The 14143-nt window shown below is 63.4% G+C and carries 16 protein-coding genes; 3 read left to right on the top strand and 13 right to left on the bottom strand.

Translation table 11 applies throughout. The annotated features are described in order from the left end of the window. Window positions 1–8 precede the first annotated feature (8 nt). A complete protein-coding gene (gene traA / locus JZY08_RS27475) occupies window positions 9–3638 on the bottom strand; it encodes a Ti-type conjugative transfer relaxase TraA (protein WP_216333676.1) in 3630 nt (1209 codons plus the stop codon). A 272-nt stretch (window positions 3639–3910) separates the two neighbouring features. Between traA and JZY08_RS27470 the strand changes: the two genes are divergently transcribed. Continuing rightward, window positions 3911–4213: a mobilization protein gene (locus JZY08_RS27470; RefSeq protein ID WP_216333675.1), complete on the top strand. Its 303-nt coding sequence runs from the start codon at window positions 3911–3913 to the stop codon at window positions 4211–4213. Continuing rightward, window positions 4210–5874 (top strand): type IV secretory system conjugative DNA transfer family protein, encoded by a 1665-nt coding sequence (locus JZY08_RS27465; RefSeq protein WP_216333673.1) that lies wholly within the window; start codon window positions 4210–4212, stop codon window positions 5872–5874. The genes JZY08_RS27470 and JZY08_RS27465 overlap by 4 nt, the downstream gene beginning before the upstream one ends. Window positions 5875–6084: 210 nt before the next feature. On the opposite strand, the gene JZY08_RS27460 is transcribed toward JZY08_RS27465, so the two are convergent. From JZY08_RS27460 to JZY08_RS27425, 8 genes are all read right to left on the bottom strand, one after another. Then, window positions 6085–6381, bottom strand: a complete 297-nt coding sequence (locus JZY08_RS27460; RefSeq protein ID WP_216333671.1) for a hypothetical protein — start codon at window positions 6379–6381, stop codon at window positions 6085–6087. A 32-nt stretch (window positions 6382–6413) separates the two neighbouring features. Next, window positions 6414–7040 (bottom strand): ParA family partition ATPase, encoded by a 627-nt coding sequence (gene parA / locus JZY08_RS27455; protein ID WP_216333669.1) that lies wholly within the window; start codon window positions 7038–7040, stop codon window positions 6414–6416. Window positions 7041–7106: 66 nt separating this feature from the next. Then, window positions 7107–7415 (bottom strand): type II toxin-antitoxin system RelE/ParE family toxin, encoded by a 309-nt coding sequence (locus tag JZY08_RS27450; protein ID WP_216333687.1) that lies wholly within the window; start codon window positions 7413–7415, stop codon window positions 7107–7109. Next, a complete protein-coding gene (locus JZY08_RS27445) occupies window positions 7412–7684 on the bottom strand; it encodes a CopG family ribbon-helix-helix protein (protein WP_216333686.1) in 273 nt (90 codons plus the stop codon). Before JZY08_RS27445 ends, JZY08_RS27450 begins: the two co-directional genes overlap by 4 nt. 279 nt (window positions 7685–7963) lie before the next feature. Further along, entirely contained in the window at window positions 7964–8845 is an 882-nt protein-coding gene (locus tag JZY08_RS27440; RefSeq protein WP_216333685.1) for a helix-turn-helix domain-containing protein, read from the bottom strand. Between the two features lie 189 nt (window positions 8846–9034). After that, the gene (locus JZY08_RS27435; RefSeq protein ID WP_216333684.1) at window positions 9035–9250 is read right to left on the bottom strand and encodes a ribbon-helix-helix protein, CopG family; all 216 of its coding nucleotides are present in this window, start codon (window positions 9248–9250) and stop codon (window positions 9035–9037) included. 98 nt (window positions 9251–9348) lie between these two features. Continuing rightward, window positions 9349–9969 carry a recombinase family protein gene (locus JZY08_RS27430; RefSeq protein WP_216333688.1) on the bottom strand — a complete coding sequence of 207 codons (621 nt, stop codon included), beginning with the start codon at window positions 9967–9969 and terminating at the stop codon, window positions 9349–9351. An 89-nt stretch (window positions 9970–10058) separates the two neighbouring features. Further along, on the bottom strand, window positions 10059–10562 hold the full coding sequence (locus tag JZY08_RS27425; protein WP_216333683.1) for an Lrp/AsnC family transcriptional regulator: 504 nt from the start codon (window positions 10560–10562) through the stop codon (window positions 10059–10061). 132 nt (window positions 10563–10694) lie between these two features. Here JZY08_RS27425 and JZY08_RS27420 point away from each other — a divergent pair, with 132 nt between their 5' ends. Continuing rightward, a complete protein-coding gene (locus tag JZY08_RS27420; protein WP_216333681.1) occupies window positions 10695–11330 on the top strand; it encodes a LysE family translocator in 636 nt (211 codons plus the stop codon). A 101-nt stretch (window positions 11331–11431) separates the two neighbouring features. On the opposite strand, the gene JZY08_RS27415 is transcribed toward JZY08_RS27420, so the two are convergent. From JZY08_RS27415 to JZY08_RS27400, 4 genes are all read right to left on the bottom strand, one after another. Beyond that, complete coding sequence (locus tag JZY08_RS27415) at window positions 11432–11791, bottom strand: response regulator (protein WP_216333680.1); 360 nt, start codon at window positions 11789–11791, stop codon at window positions 11432–11434. After that, window positions 11788–12678 (bottom strand): sensor histidine kinase, encoded by an 891-nt coding sequence (locus JZY08_RS27410; protein ID WP_216333679.1) that lies wholly within the window; start codon window positions 12676–12678, stop codon window positions 11788–11790. The genes JZY08_RS27415 and JZY08_RS27410 overlap by 4 nt, the downstream gene beginning before the upstream one ends. Before the next feature lie 9 nt (window positions 12679–12687). Next, on the bottom strand, window positions 12688–13194 hold the full coding sequence (locus tag JZY08_RS27405) for a PAS domain-containing protein (RefSeq protein WP_253204203.1): 507 nt from the start codon (window positions 13192–13194) through the stop codon (window positions 12688–12690). A 208-nt stretch (window positions 13195–13402) separates the two neighbouring features. After that, complete coding sequence (locus JZY08_RS27400) at window positions 13403–14143, bottom strand: DUF6118 family protein (protein WP_216333677.1); 741 nt, start codon at window positions 14141–14143, stop codon at window positions 13403–13405.

Here is a 14143-nt window from a genome sequence, read left to right as displayed (position 1 = left end):
TGCGTCTCCTACCGCTCAAGCCCGAGACTGCGGCCCCGCGAAAGGGTGCGGTCCATCTCCTGGGCCATGTTCTGTTCCCGGCGAATCTGGCTGACGCCGAGTTCCTTACTCCGATTGCGCAGGATGGATTCAACCTGCGGATCGCGCTCAAGCCCCTTGGTCATGTCGCGCATCTGGCCTTCGACCTTGGCGCGGGCCTCGTCGTGTTGCCAACCACGAAGCTCCTGGCGCTGCCCCTGTAGCTCCTGCCAGCGCTGCACGAAACGGTCAGACCTGACGTTCGGGTCCGCCAGCGCCGCGCGCTCGCGGTCCATGCCGGCCACGAGCTGGCCAACACGCTCCCGACCGGAAAGCTCGGTCATGGTGCGCGCCGTCTCCGGATCGTGACGCATGGCCGACACCATGAGCCGGGACGTTCCCGGCCTGTGGTGGTCGAGCTGCTGGCCGGCCTGCTGCAATTCGGACTTCTGGCCTTCCAGCACCGGGACGCCCTGCCGGTCCTGTCGCTCGGCCGCCGACCAGGCGCGGGCAAAGCGGTCAACCGACTGCTCGAATCCGGACATGGGCCGCAAACGATCTGCCTGCTGGCCTTGCGCCGGCGCCTGCCGCAAGCTCTCTTCCCTTTCCGGCCGCTCGCGCGCCGCTGAGGCGGCATTGAGCTTCAGGCCGTCGAACATACCGCGCCGCTGCTTCTCGGCCGGCTCCGGTCCCTCCTGAGACCGTTCCTGGCGAAACTCGTCGCGGTCCTGCATGGCCGGCCGGGCGGCTGACGCGCTCCGAGACAGTTTCAGGCCCTCGAACGGATTTCGGCGCTGCCGCTGCTGCCGATCGTCGCCGCGATCCTGAGCGAGATCCTTGCGAGGATCTGCACGGAGATCCTGCGTAAGATCTGCGCGCCCTTTTTGCGAAGATCCTCGCGCAAGCGTCTGACGCTCGGCCGTCGCCTCCCGCTCGTGCAGAATTTCGATCTCGCTGCGCACGCCCATGCGCTCCGCGATCCCCCGTCTTTCCGCAAATTGGCGCTCGGCAAAGTCGCGCGCATAATCGAGCGTGGTTTCCTTCACACCCGACCGCGACAGGCGGTTTTCAAGCTGGCTATAGGCTAGCTCGCCGGCGTCCCGCACCTTCCACGAATGGCGCTCGGCCGTGGTGCCGTCCGGAAGCCGAACCGGCTCCGATCCGGCATGTTGCAGACCGATCTTGTCCCCGATCTCCGGCGCGGCCTCTTTCATGGCGCGCTCAAGATCGACCCCCCAAATGGTATTCCGCTGGCCCTTGGCGTTTTCCAGCGTCACGAAATAGCTGTCGCTCTGGCCATCCTGGTGCTCATAGGGCGCGGCCCCATGATCGACCAAGCGGCCCGAAGCCAACGTTTGGCCGGCCTGACGGTTGGTGAACTCGTCCTGGGCGGCGTAGAGTTGCGCTCCGTCGCGATGCCGCGTCATGGCGACATAGGTCAGATGCCGGTCCATCGTCCCCGACGCCAGTACGAAACTGCGATCGACCGTAGCGCCCTGGTTCTTGTGAATCGTCGTCGCATAGCCGTGGTCGATCGCCTGATAATCGCCCATCGGCACGCTGACGCTATCGCCGCCCCGGCCGTCGAGCTGCGCGACGATCCGGCCGGCCTCGACATGCTCGACGGTGCCAAGCATCCCGTTTTTCACGCCAAGGTCGCGGTTGTTCTCAAGGAACACGATGCGGTCGCCCGGCGCGAACTCCCGCTTGCCGTGATTGGTCTGGAAAGTCAGCGCGACGGCGTCCGAGCCCACGGCGGGCACGTTGCCCTGGGCCAGCAAGCCGCGCTCCTGAAGCGCGGCCCGGATACCCTCATTGATGGCCCGAACATCGGCCCGGCGATGCGCCATCGCAACGCGCGTCCCCTCCGGCCGCTCGTCACGATCGGCAAGGAAATCGCCCACGATCTCGCCACGCGCGTCCTCGCCGCTCTCGCTAAACCGAACGTTGCCGCGATCCCGATAGGCCGCCAACCCCTCGGCCGTCCGGTGCGTGGCAAAGGAAACCGACGCCTCCCGCTGCCAGCCCACGCGCTGCCGGCGTATCTCGGAAAGCTCGGCATGGCCGATTTCCTCCGTGATCGCCCGGAACGGTGCGCCGGCCCCGATCGCCTGCAACTGCTCATGGTCGCCGACAAGGACGATCTTCGCCCCGCGCGCCTCGGCCTCGCCAACGAACCGGGCGAGCTGCCGGCTCCCGACCATGCCGGCCTCGTCGATCACGAACACGTCGCCGCGGTTGAGCGTGCGGCGGTCGTTCTGCCAACCCAAATCCCATGACGCCAGCGTGCGGCTCGCAATCCCGGATGATTCCTCCAGGCCCTCGGCCGCCTTGCCCGACAGGGCCGCGCCGTGGACCTGATAGCCCTCGGCCTCCCATGCCTCACGCGCCGCCGCGAGCATGGTGGACTTGCCAGCGCCGGCATAACCGACAACGGCCGCGATGCGCTCCGGCCCGGTGATATGCTCGATTGCGCCGCGCTGCTCGGCCGACAAGCCCGCTGACGCATCGCTGGCGCTCCGCTGAATGGCCGCATCCTGCGCGCCGATAGCCCGCTCGACATGCCGGCGATCAACACCATGGTTGTGCGCCTGGTGCAGCCGCTGTGCAGACTCGACCATGCCGGATTCGATCTCGACCATTTCGCGGGTCGAATACCGGGCAAGCTCGATCTCGCCGGTTTCCGCGTTCGCCCGCTCGGCCTGAAGTTCAACCAGGGCCGGCGAGGCCATCACCTTCGCGAATGCGCTCTGGAACTCCTGCGGGTCGTCGTTGATGTAGCGATGCAGCGCCCGCGCAACATCGCGCCGGTCGAACACGCTCTTTTCGCCGGTGATGAGGGTTAGAACCTGTTCGGGCTTCTCCCGGATCAGTTCGGCGTTGCGCTGCGCCGTCTCCGCATCCAACCTCGTTCTTGATACGTCGAGGCCCCGCCTGTCCATCTGCGTGGCATGGACGCCCATATGCTCGGTCGGCACCAGTTCAAGGCCGCGCTCCGAATGCGAACGATGGTCAATGCGAATATCAAGCCCGGCCATCGCAAGCCGCTCGTTGGCGATTCCCTCCCACCTCTGGCGAAGGTCGCGAAGCTGCATATCGGTCGTCGGCAGGTCGTTCGCCAAGAGCCATTTGTTTTCGCGCTCAAGATAGGTCTTCTCGCCTAGACCGTCCTCCGTCACCTGCCGCGTGGTCATCATCACATGCGCATGGTGATTGCGAACGTCGCTCGCCTCGTGCGGTGCATGAATGGCGAAGTCCACCGCCGCGCCATAACGGTTCGCCAAATCCTGCGCGAACTCCCGCGCTGCCTCTAGGCGCTGTTCCGCCGATAGCTCGTGCGGCAGGGCAATCTCGAATTCACGGGCAACGCGGGCGTCCTTCCGCTTTTCGGCAAACTCGGCGGCGTTCCACAAGTCCGACCGATCATGCGCCCAATCGGCGTTCACACCCTCGGGCAAGACGATCTCGGCATGTTCCACGCCCTGCTTGGCCGTGTAGTCATGCGTGATCCCGTCGCGCTCGTTGGTCAGCTTCTCCCCGGCACGATAAGCCACAGAAGCGACGGCGCTACGGCCCTTCGCCCTCGAAACTGGCTTCATGCTCAAATGGTAGATCGCCAAGCAACAAGCTCCGATGCCGTTTCCATCTTTCTCGCCAGCCATCTAGCTGGCAGCACGCTGAGTTACGCAGTAACTCGTAAGTGCGCCCTTCACAACTCAATCGCTTCGCTCTTTCGTCGTTTGGTATGGCGCTTGCCGCAAGCTCAATGCAATGAACTGAGACGGCGATTGTGCTGCAATTCCGGTGAGTTTTCAAGCGAAGTAGGCAAACAACTGGAAATGACGGCCGAGAATGATAGTCTTGGCGAACGATCGGAAAAGGAGATTCAGGCATGGCGCGCAAATCCATCGAAGAACGTCTAGCCCAACTGGATGCACAGCGCGCCGCTCTCAAAGCACGGCTTGGCAAACAGGAGCGTGCTAACGATACCCGCCGCAAGGTGCTGCTCGGTGCGCTCGTCCTGCATCGCCTCGAAGGCGGAAAGGACGACTTTTCGCGGAACCTGGGCGACTGGTTGCGCCGTGAGCTGCCCGGCTTCCTGACGCGCGACGGTGACAAGGAACTCTTTGCCGATCTGCTCGGCGCATCACCGGCCGGGCAAACGGCAGGGAGCACCGGCGAGGCTGGATCGTGAACCGGGCAACGCTCGCATGGGGTGCTTTCAAGAACATGCTGCGCGCCGCCGCGCATGATCCTGTATGGGCTTTTGTCTCCCTGATAACTCTGCCGTTCCGCATCTGGCAAACGCTGCTGCGCGTTCTGTTCATCCTCATCATTGCGCTTTTCGTCGTTGGTATGGGTGGCCGGTTTGCGCTTAACGATCTCGGCTATGGTCCCGGCACGATTCCGTTCATTGCGCTCGATCTCGTCACGCTGCTGGTGCTGGCCGCCATCGTCTTCCGCGTCGTCACCAATCCGCTGATTATCCATTTCGGGGACATGGAAGGCGAAACCCACGGCTCGGCCCGCTTCGCCACCAACAAGGAAGTGGCTCCCCTCTCCCGCGCCAATACCGGCTTGCTGATCGGCCGCGACGCCAAAACGAAAAGGCTGCTGCGCTATGACGGCCCGGCCCATCTGCTGACGATGGCACCGACCAGAACCGGCAAGGGCGTGGGAACCATCATCCCCAATCTGCTCACCGCCGACCGCTCCGTGATCTGCATCGACCCGAAAGGCGAGAATGCGAAAATCGCCGGTGACGCCCGCAAAAAGTTCGGGCCGGTCCATGTTCTCGATCCCTTCGGCGTCACCGGCCTGCCCTCGGCCGCCTTCAATCCGCTGGAAGGGCTCGACCCGGCCGACCTCGATGTCGCGGAAGATGCAAGCACTCTGGCCGACGCGCTCGTGTTCGATGAACCGGGCATGGCTGGCGAGGCCCATTGGAACGAGGAAGCCAAGGCACTGATTGGCGGCCTGATCCTCCATATCGCCGCCCAGGAGCCGCGTGAGCGGCGAAACCTCGCCACCCTGCGCCACTCACTCACCCTCGCCCCGGAAGCCTTTGCCGCGATCCTGAAGGACATGCAGGCGTCCCCTGAAGCGGCCGGCCTGGTCGCCCGCGCGGCAAATCGACACCTCGGCAAATCCGACCGGGAAGCGGCCGGCGTCCTCTCGGCCGCGCAGCGCCATACCCATTTCCTCGACAGCCCGCGCATGGTCGCAGTCCTCGGCCGCTCCGATTTCCGCTTTGCCGATCTCAAGCGCCGCAACGTCTCGGTGTTCCTCGTCCTGCCGCCCGATCGCCTGTCCACCTATTCCCGCTGGCTGCGCCTGCTCGTCTCCCAAAGCCTCACCGACATGGCCCGCGATCCCGCCAAGCCGGCCGTGCCGGTGCTGTATCTGCTGGATGAATTCGCCGCCCTCGGCCACCTGGCCCCCGTCGAGCGCGCCATGGGCCTCATGGCCGGTTACGGCGTCCAGCTCTGGCCGATCCTGCAGGACGTCCACCAGCTCCGCGCCACCTACGGCAAGCGCGCCGGCACCTTCCTGTCAAACGCCGGCGTTCTACAAGTCTTCGGCGTCAACGATTACGACAGCGCCCGCCTCGTCTCCGATCTGCTCGGGCAGGAAACTGTTGTGTTCCAGACCATGAGCCGCGCCCTCGATTCTGAAAAGACCGGCATCACTTACGGCGAGCAACACACCGCCCGGCCGCTGCTGACGCCCGATGAGGTCCGCAACCTGCCGCAAAATCTCGAATTGCTGTTCCTGGCCGGGCAACGCCCAATCGTCGCCGGTAAGCTGCGCTACTACGCCGACCCGGAATTCAAGGGGCTGTATGACGCTCCCTGACGTGACAAGAAGTGGACCCGGCTTTGCGCCGGGACTTTGTTACAAACGCCCTCCGACCTGGTGCAAGCTCTATTCAGGGAAAACCACGGCCGCGTCGGTAGCCCCCGGCCGGCCCGCTCTCATCATCTAGGGCCGTAGGGATGGCCGGGGGGACGGGTCAAATGCGCGAGCATTAGCGTATTAAGCTATTCACGTATCACGTATCACGTATCAACGTGCATAAGGCCCGATCGGCGGCAATCCGTGCTGTGCCAGAACCGCCGAAAGCCCGGCCTCGGCCATCGCCTGAATTGTCGTTCCCTCTGCATCCGCGAGTTGGCGAAGGCGCTGCCAGTCCGATCGTCGGACCTTGACCGTAAGCGCGACAGTCTCGCCCCCTCCCCTCTTTCGCCTCGGCGTCGGGATTTCCACGGCCGGGCGGTCGTCCTCGATCGCCGCAAGGCTGGTGGCTTCCGCGCCGGCCTTCGGGCGGGTGAAGGCCGCGAGGCCGGTTGCTTTCTTTGCCATAGGTTTCGCTCCTTCAATACGCGATTACGTGGTTAGCTATTACGTTCTAACGTGTCCTTGATCCACGCCCACAAGGCCCGGATTTCCTCCGCTGCTTTCCCTTCGGCCTCGAACTCGGTCACGGCGCTACCGGTCGTGACAGCGCGGGCAAACGCGCGCCGGTCGGTAATCTCGCCGGGAACGATCGGCAGGCCGTAGGCTTCCAGCGCCGCGCGCGTCTCCCCGATCTCGGGCGCACGGAATGGGCAGGCAGATAAAACGAACGCGCCGCGCACCTTCGCGGCCGTCACGATCTCGACGGCGGCCGGGACCGCAGCGAGGTCAAACGCGGAGGGTCGGACTGGAATCAAGACCAGCTCCGACCTTCGGGCAATCTGGCCGGCCGCCGGAGCGGCATGGGGCGGGGCGTCCACTATCGCCAAGGTCATGCCCTCAACCTCGGCCGCCCTAAGCGCCGCGTCCATCTCGCCGGCCTGCGCCGTGGCGACGATCGGTGTTCCGGCTTCCCGCGCGCTCGCCCATGCGGTCGCGCTTTCCTGCGGGTCCGCGTCGATGACGCAAACCCGCTGGCCGGTCGCCTCGGCCGCCACGGCGGTATGAACCGAAAGCGTGGTTTTTCCGCTTCCGCCCTTCTGGCTCAAAAACGCAATGACGTTCATGCGTTAATCCTTCTTTGCGTGAATACGTATTCAAGCATATAGCTATGACGTTGCTACGTCGTTAAGTTAGTGCGGCCATTCTTCAGCCGGCCAGTCCCGCGACGTGTGGATGACGCGCACGATCACGACGCTTCCCCGGCCCGCCACGTCCCGCAGCTCATAAGCAATGATGTAGGGCAGGCGAGCGACAGACTTCTCATAGGTTCCTGTCACGCGACCGGGCCGGCCCGTCGCCATGTCCCCAAGGGCCTTGCCCGCGTCTCGAATTCGATCTGCAACCCGCGTGGCGGCGGGTGGGCTATCTTTGGCGATATGCTTAACCTGCACCTTGATGTCGTCCAGCGCCTCGCGGGACCATGTGACCGACCGTTTCACGCCTTGTTCGCTTGCTTTTCGGCTTTGACCTCCTCGATGACGGCATAGATTTCCGCCATCGCCTCATCATGGGGGATCACGCGGCCGGCCGCTGCGTCGGCCATGCCGCGCTTGATGCCGTCAATGATTTCAAGCTCGCGATCTACATAGGCGGCGACGGCCTCGCCGGCGAGGAAGGATTTGCTCCGCTGCGTGTCGCTTGCGATCCGGTCGAGCTTTTCTTTCACATCGGGCCGAACCCGAATCGTCATGGTGGTGCTAGCGGTCATGGAATCGCCTCCGTGTGTTGAATTGTGTACACTCTATCACGTTTCCCCGGCCGCCGCCATCGCCTTCTAACAAGCTGATACGTCTAAACGTTAATACGTATTTACGTAAACAATTAAGTGCCGGCTTTGCCCATCACTCCTTCTCGAAAGCTCATAGGTCGCTAGCCGCAGGCGCGAACGGTGCGGATTATGTGGTGAAGGTGCCGTTTCCCGGACCGCTTATTACGCGGTCCGGAACCGCCGCAGGGTCGCGTGAGCGGCCCGAACAGCGGCGTCCGCTTATGTTTTCACATAGAGAATAGAATTAGAGGGGGATTCAGTCTGGTTATCGGACTCACGTTTCATGAAGGTCTTTGCCATCTTCACAAGGGCCTGCCCCAGCGGGCTATCACCAGCGTCGAGCTGCGTTCGCTCATCGAGGGGCAGGGTGTTCCGGTAGACGTCGATTGCCTGGCTCCATGCCTGCTGATCCTGTCCATGATCCGCAGGCGGGGGAGGGGCCTTGCCAAACCGGCCAAGAAACTGCCGGGCCTTTTCCGGCAGGGACAAGCGGTAGGCGTTGCTCGCCTGCTGCACCTGGGGGCCGCGCCCCTCGTTCCCGGTCGGCTCGTAGCGCCGCAGCCAGTCGATGAAGCCATGCGCCCGCAGGTTCTTCAGCGCCCGCACGATCGTGTCCCGCGACCGGCCCAGGCGGTCCATGATCGTGGTGATTGACGGCTCCAGCCGGCCGGTGCGGAAGTCAATCAGATTGACGAACAGCCGCAGCACGTCGAGCGCCACCGATCCGAGCGGGCCGCTGCGCTCGCCCTTCTTCTCGCGCAATCCGGCCTCGTTGTAGATTTCGGCGGCCTTCAAGATCGCCTGCACGTCCTTGCGGTTCGTCGGCCGCCAGATACGGCCCTCCGATCTGCCCTTGAAATAGCTGCGCCGCCGAACCGTCGTCGGGCACTTCTCGGCCGGGGGAGGCAGGACCAGGCCAAGCGCGGCCTGCCCTGATCCCCGCCATGCGGCGCGGCGCTCCTGGGCGAGCGCGGAGAGCTGGCCGGCGTCTTCCTCGGAGAGCTGGCCGGCGCTGTAGCGCATCCAGACTTCCCGCATGATTTCATCAAGCGCGTTCCCGCGCGCGCAGCCGATCGCGGCCGCGATTTGCGTCCTTAACATCTGTCCTTCGTCCTCCGTTCAGGAGGGCATGACGGGTCTGGACGGCGGACAAAGTTTCACCGTTCCCGGCAAGACTCACTCTTGCCGGGTGGCACACTCTCGACTATGTTGGGGGCTGTAGAGGCTGGCCCAACAAAGCCGGTTCCGTAATCCGAAAACCCCTTGCCGCTGCGAACGGCTAGGGGTTTTTCATTTCATGCCCTCGGGTGCTTTCTCGATATAAAACCTCAACGCTTCCTCGATGATCGGCGCGCGACCAAGCACGCCTCGCTGTTCCTTGATCTTGTCGATTTGGGCGAGAAGATCAGTCGGAACATACGTAGTCAGCGCGATGCGGCCGGCCGCGAGCTGCCGCGCCCGATGGGCGGCAACGTCCTTCCGAATCTTCTCCGAGTCGCGCTTCATCCTTAGCAGTAAGGACGAACTCGCCCGATTCTGCAATCCCTTGCGGAAGGAACCCCGAAAGACACTATCTCTAGGGCCGGCAACTAAACGTGGTTACGTCAATGCGTATTCACGTTTTTGCGTTCTATAGCCCGGTAGATCGTGGCGCGATGAACGCCCAAGAGCTGCGCGACTTCCGCCACCGCCTTCTTGTCCTCATGGATGAGCTTGCGGGCGTGCGCGATCTGCTCGGCGGATAGGGCAGGGGAGGGGCCGAACCGCACACCTCGCGCCTTCGCCGCGATCCGGCCGGCGCTCGTGCGCTCCACGATCAAGGATCGCTCAAAATCCGCGATGCCGGCGAACACGGTCAGCACCATGCGCCCGGCCGGCGTCGTCGTGTCGGCCCAAGGCTCGGCCAGCGAGCGCAGGCCCGCGCCAACCTCCTTGATCCGCTCCGCGATCGCCAGAAGGTCGCCGGTCGATCGGGCGAGGCGGTCTAGCCTGGTGATCGTGACCACATCGCCAGCGCGCAGATGGTCGAGCACCCGCGCCAGCTCGGGTCGGTCCCGCTTCGCCCCGGAAGCCTTTTCTTCAAAGATGCGGACGCAGCCGGCCGCACCAAGGGCGGCCCGCTGCGCATCGAGGTCCTGCCCGCGCGTCGAGACGCGGGCATAGCCGATGAACGCCCGGCCGGCGTCGGAATCTGGTTGGCGGCGCACGGCTTCCCCCTGTCGCAAATCATGTCGCAAGTGACGTAGCACTTGCGACAAAGACATGCGACACAAAAACCCCTGATTCTCCGGGGGCGGCCGATCTGTTGCAGGTTTTAGGACAATTGCGACGCATCTGCGCTGGGGAGATGATCGAGTGGAAGGGGAGCTTGGGGCTTGACGGTCTGGATCGCGAAATTGCTTCGTATGTCGCTGACGCCCGGCAGCTTAAGAAGTGTGCCGATAAGCAACCTTTCATATGCCGCCAGATCAGGAACGACGACCTGCAACAAAAAGTCGGACTCGCCCGACACCAGGTGGCAGGATACAACCTCTGGCAAGGTGCATACGGCTTCCCTGAACGCCGCTGCCGGCTCGTCGTGGTGACGCTCAACCTTGATGCCAACAAAGACAGTCAGGCCAAGGCCAAGACCGGCGCGATCGAGACTCGCATGATAACCGCCGATCACTTCGGCCTTTTCCAGAAGACGCACCCGCCGTAGGCATGGCGACGGCGATAGCCCGACCTCTTCCGCGAGTTGCACGTTGGTCAGGCGGGCATCCCGTTGCAAAGCCGCAAGGATACGGCGGTCAATAGCATCCAGCTTCAATTTTGGCATTTAAGCATGGTTCCTTATGGGCATATTGGCATAACTGACCAATAAACTCACCCAATCCAGCACAATTCACAAGGACATGCCCTCGACGCTCACGATACCCTTGCCCGGAGAACTCTTATTTTTGGCCGGATCATGAGCGAATTGGGATTATTCATCGGAGCCTTGGTCGTCGTCTATATGGTGCCGGGGCCGGATATGTTTCTGATCCTGCAAACCGGCGCGACCGCAGGACGCGGCCCAGCTCTGGCGACAGCTGCGGGCCTCGCGCTCGCGAGGGCAGCGCATGTGGCGCTGGCAGCGCTCGGACTGGCGGCCTTGCTCTCCACGAGCCCGATGGCCTTCGAGGTCGTGCGCTTCGCGGGCGCGGCCTATCTCATCTGGCTCGGAATCGAAATCTTGCGCGCTCGATCTCTCCAACCCGACACGACAGAAACGCAAAAACCGAGCCGAGCGCGCGCCAATAGATCGGCCTTCTATCGGGGGCTATTGACGAATATCCTCAACCCCAAGGCCCTGCTTTTCTGCTCGGTGCTGCTGCCGCAATTCATCCAGCCGGGCCAGGAGAGCGTGGCGGAGCAATTCCTGCTACTGGGGGTGATCCTCGTCGGCGTGGGGCTGGCCTTCGATCTCATTTATGCGAGTGCCGGACTCGTTCTCAGCCGATGGATCGCCCGGCATCCGTTTGTGCAGAGACTACAATGCTGGACGTTCGCGGCAATATTGATAGGCTTCGGGTTTCGGCTGGTCCTCTCACCGCGCCCTCTATGATCTCGCTCTAACGCTGTTCCTCGCTCGTTGCGAAAATCGCGGAGCCTACAACGTAGCGGGATTTAGGGATTGTGCGATGAAGGACGGAAAGCGGTGTCCGGTCAGCGCGCAATCAGTGCGATCGTTCTTTCGAGGTCCTGATGCGCATACGGCTTGCGTAATGCGGGAACGTCGCGATAGCCGTCAACAAGACCCTCAGTGCCGTATCCAGTTGCAAATGCAAAAGGGATGCCACGCTCCCGCAGGATATCGGCTACGGGAAAGGACGTCGCGCCGGCCACGTTGATGTCGAGAATCGCCAAATCGATGTCGCCTTCGCGGGCAAGGTCCATCGCGTCGTTGATGCGGGTGGCAGGCCCGATCACCTGATGCCCCATTTCCGTCAGCAAATCCTCAAGATGCATGGCGACCAGAACTTCATCCTCGACGATCAGAATCCGTCTCGCTATCTGGCCGGTCACCCGTTCCCCCCCAGCACGTCTCGTCGTTGGGGTACAGGCGCGTCGATCGTGCAGACCACACCGGACGGTTCATAGGCAACGCGCACCTTGCCGCCAAGTTCCTGTGCCAGCGCCCGCTCGATCAGTCGCGAGCCGAAGCCCTTGCGCTTCGGCGGCTCCACCGGCGGGCCGTCGCTCTCGGTCCAGGTCAGGTTCAGACGACGATCGTCGCCGTCGAGTCGCCAGACGATGTCGACCTGACCTGCGTCACTAGAGAGCGCTCCATATTTCGCGGCGTTGGTGGACAATTCCTGCAAGGCCATCGCAATCGCCAGCGCTGCGCTCGGCGCTAGTTGCAGGTGCGGACCATCAACCCTAAAGCGGTTTTCTCCATGCGGATTGATTGTGTCGGCGACAACCTCCGCCAGGGGCGCACCTGACCAGCTTTCGCGAGTCAATATGTCGTGTGCCTTCGCCAAGTTGATCAGCCGCGACCCGAACGCGGCGCGCGCTTCCTCCACAGTCGAAGCGTTGCCAAGTGTTTGGGAAGCGATGGACTGGACGACCGCCAGCGTGTTTTTTACCCGGTGATTGAGTTCCCCGATCAGGACTTTCCGATGCTCCTCGCTCGCGCGCAGCGCATCCTCGGCCTCGCGGCGGCCGGTGACGTCGAGCACGAACTCGACAACTCCGTCGCCCAGTCTGCGGGCCGCGAACAGGCCCCACCAGCGCGAGCCGTCCTTGCGGAAATACTGCTTCTCGTAGGGCGTGATCTCGCCGCGGGTTGTGATTTCCTCAACGGCGCGCAGCGAGGCCGGGTGGAACTCCTCGGGCGTCAGCTCCTGCCAGGTCTTGCCCAGCGCTTCCTCACGGCTGAAGCCGCACATGTGAAGGAAGGCGTCATTCACCTCGGTCAGCTAGAAGCCCGAGCCCCAGAAAATGATGCCGACCGTCTGGATCGCGAACGCGCCGCGCAGCCGCTTCTCGCTCTCGCGCAGCGCTTCTTCCGCCCGCGTGCGCTCGGTGATGTCCTCGATCGCCAGCAGGATCAGTTCCTCGCGGCCGCCCTCTCGTGACAGCTTGCGGGCGTTGAGCAGCATGGTGCGCCGCCCGAGGTTGGGGAAGTCATGCTCGATCTCGAAATCCTCGAACGATTTGTCCTCCGACAGGACCTGCTCCAGAAGCTTCCGCAGGGCGGGAATATCCCACTGGCCATTGCCCAGATCATAAACGAGCCGGCCCTGGGTCTCCTCCCCTGAAACCTCGAACAGCTCATAGAAGGTGCGGTTGCTCGATCGGACGCGAAGGGCGGTGTCGAGAACAAGCAGCGGCTGCCGGACCGTCTGCACGATGGATTCGGCGTAGATGCGCGCTTCATCAACCACAGCGGCGGCCCGCTGGCGGCCTTCCGCATCCGGAGCCAAGCCTTGCTTTACATTTGAGCGCTGGCTTTTCTCGGATGGTCCTTCCGATATATTTTGCGTCGTCTCTGACGGACACATGGCGGTCCCCAAACTCCAATCTAAGGAATACGTTGGAGTTACACGCCACCATTGCATGCGACCCCCCCCCCAAATTTATTTGACAAGACCTATTCCTTGTCGAGAGGAACGAATCAGTTTGGCATGGGCGCTATCGTGCTGGTACCGGCACGGAAACCTCGCATTTCTGCGGCGTTCCGGCCTGCTGTGCCGCGTCACGGCAAGCCTGAATCGCTTCGGCGTTGTCACGCACGAGCTGCGAGGCATCGACCACGCTGCGCCAGCCGCCGGGGTCGGCCGTCTGCATCATAGTGACACCGCCGCTCCATCGGTCCTGGCCCATGACGATCGCCGCAACATGGGTGTCGGCCGCAAACGGCAGGATGCGCGGCAACAGCAGCACCAGGAACGCGCCGGCGAGCAAGCCGATACCGCCCGCGATCCACATGCGCAAATCCTGCGAGCGCCGGTCATAGGCGCTCTTGGTGTAGGCGGCCAGGTTGTTCGCCTCGCGCTCGAGGTCGCGGCCCTTGCCCTCGAGCTGCTGCGCGGCGGTGTGGATGAGGCTTTCCCCGCTGCGCTCGAGCGCGCGGGCATAGTGCCCGGGACCGTTTTTTAGGATGGGCGATTTTTCGACCGCATTCAGGCGCTCTCCGACATGGGCGAGCTGCTGGACGATCTGGCCGAGGTCCGCGCCGTAGTCGGGCGGCGGCTGAATTTTCTCGAACTGGTCGAACGCCGCTTCCACGCCCTTGCGGATCGTGGTCATTTCCCGCCCGAGATCGCCGGCGAGGTCTTCGACCGTGCGCCGCAACGCCGCGAACGCCTCGGCCGGGTCGCCGGCCTGGCTGTCATCCTCGTGCTCGAATCCTTCCCTGTCGTCGTCACTCAT

Origin of the sequence: Rhizobium sp. X9, assembly GCF_018873185.1 — a bacterium.
Classification (GTDB): Bacteria; Pseudomonadota; Alphaproteobacteria; order Rhizobiales; family Rhizobiaceae; genus Agrobacterium; species Agrobacterium oryzihabitans.
The sequence above is the reverse complement of the archived record's forward strand: the minus strand, read 5'-3'. Positions and strand labels throughout refer to the sequence as shown.

Bases quoted from the DNA above. Each gene is read 5' to 3' on its own strand.
- JZY08_RS27425 (WP_216333683.1), bottom strand. From the start codon at position 10,562: ATGCCAAAATTGAAGCTGGATGCTATTGACCGCCGTATCCTTGCGGCT.
- JZY08_RS27470 (WP_216333675.1), top strand. From the start codon at position 3,911: ATGGCGCGCAAATCCATCGAAGAACGTCTAGCCCAACTGGATGCACAG.
- JZY08_RS27445 (WP_216333686.1), bottom strand. From the start codon at position 7,684: ATGACCGCTAGCACCACCATGACGATTCGGGTTCGGCCCGATGTGAAA.
- parA (WP_216333669.1), bottom strand. From the start codon at position 7,040: ATGAACGTCATTGCGTTTTTGAGCCAGAAGGGCGGAAGCGGAAAAACC.
- JZY08_RS27440 (WP_216333685.1), bottom strand. From the start codon at position 8,845: ATGTTAAGGACGCAAATCGCGGCCGCGATCGGCTGCGCGCGCGGGAAC.
- JZY08_RS27420 (WP_216333681.1), top strand. From the start codon at position 10,695: ATGAGCGAATTGGGATTATTCATCGGAGCCTTGGTCGTCGTCTATATG.
- JZY08_RS27460 (WP_216333671.1), bottom strand. From the start codon at position 6,381: ATGGCAAAGAAAGCAACCGGCCTCGCGGCCTTCACCCGCCCGAAGGCC.
- JZY08_RS27400 (WP_216333677.1), bottom strand. From the start codon at position 14,143: ATGAGTGACGACGACAGGGAAGGATTCGAGCACGAGGATGACAGCCAG.
- JZY08_RS27435 (WP_216333684.1), bottom strand. From the start codon at position 9,250: ATGAAGCGCGACTCGGAGAAGATTCGGAAGGACGTTGCCGCCCATCGG.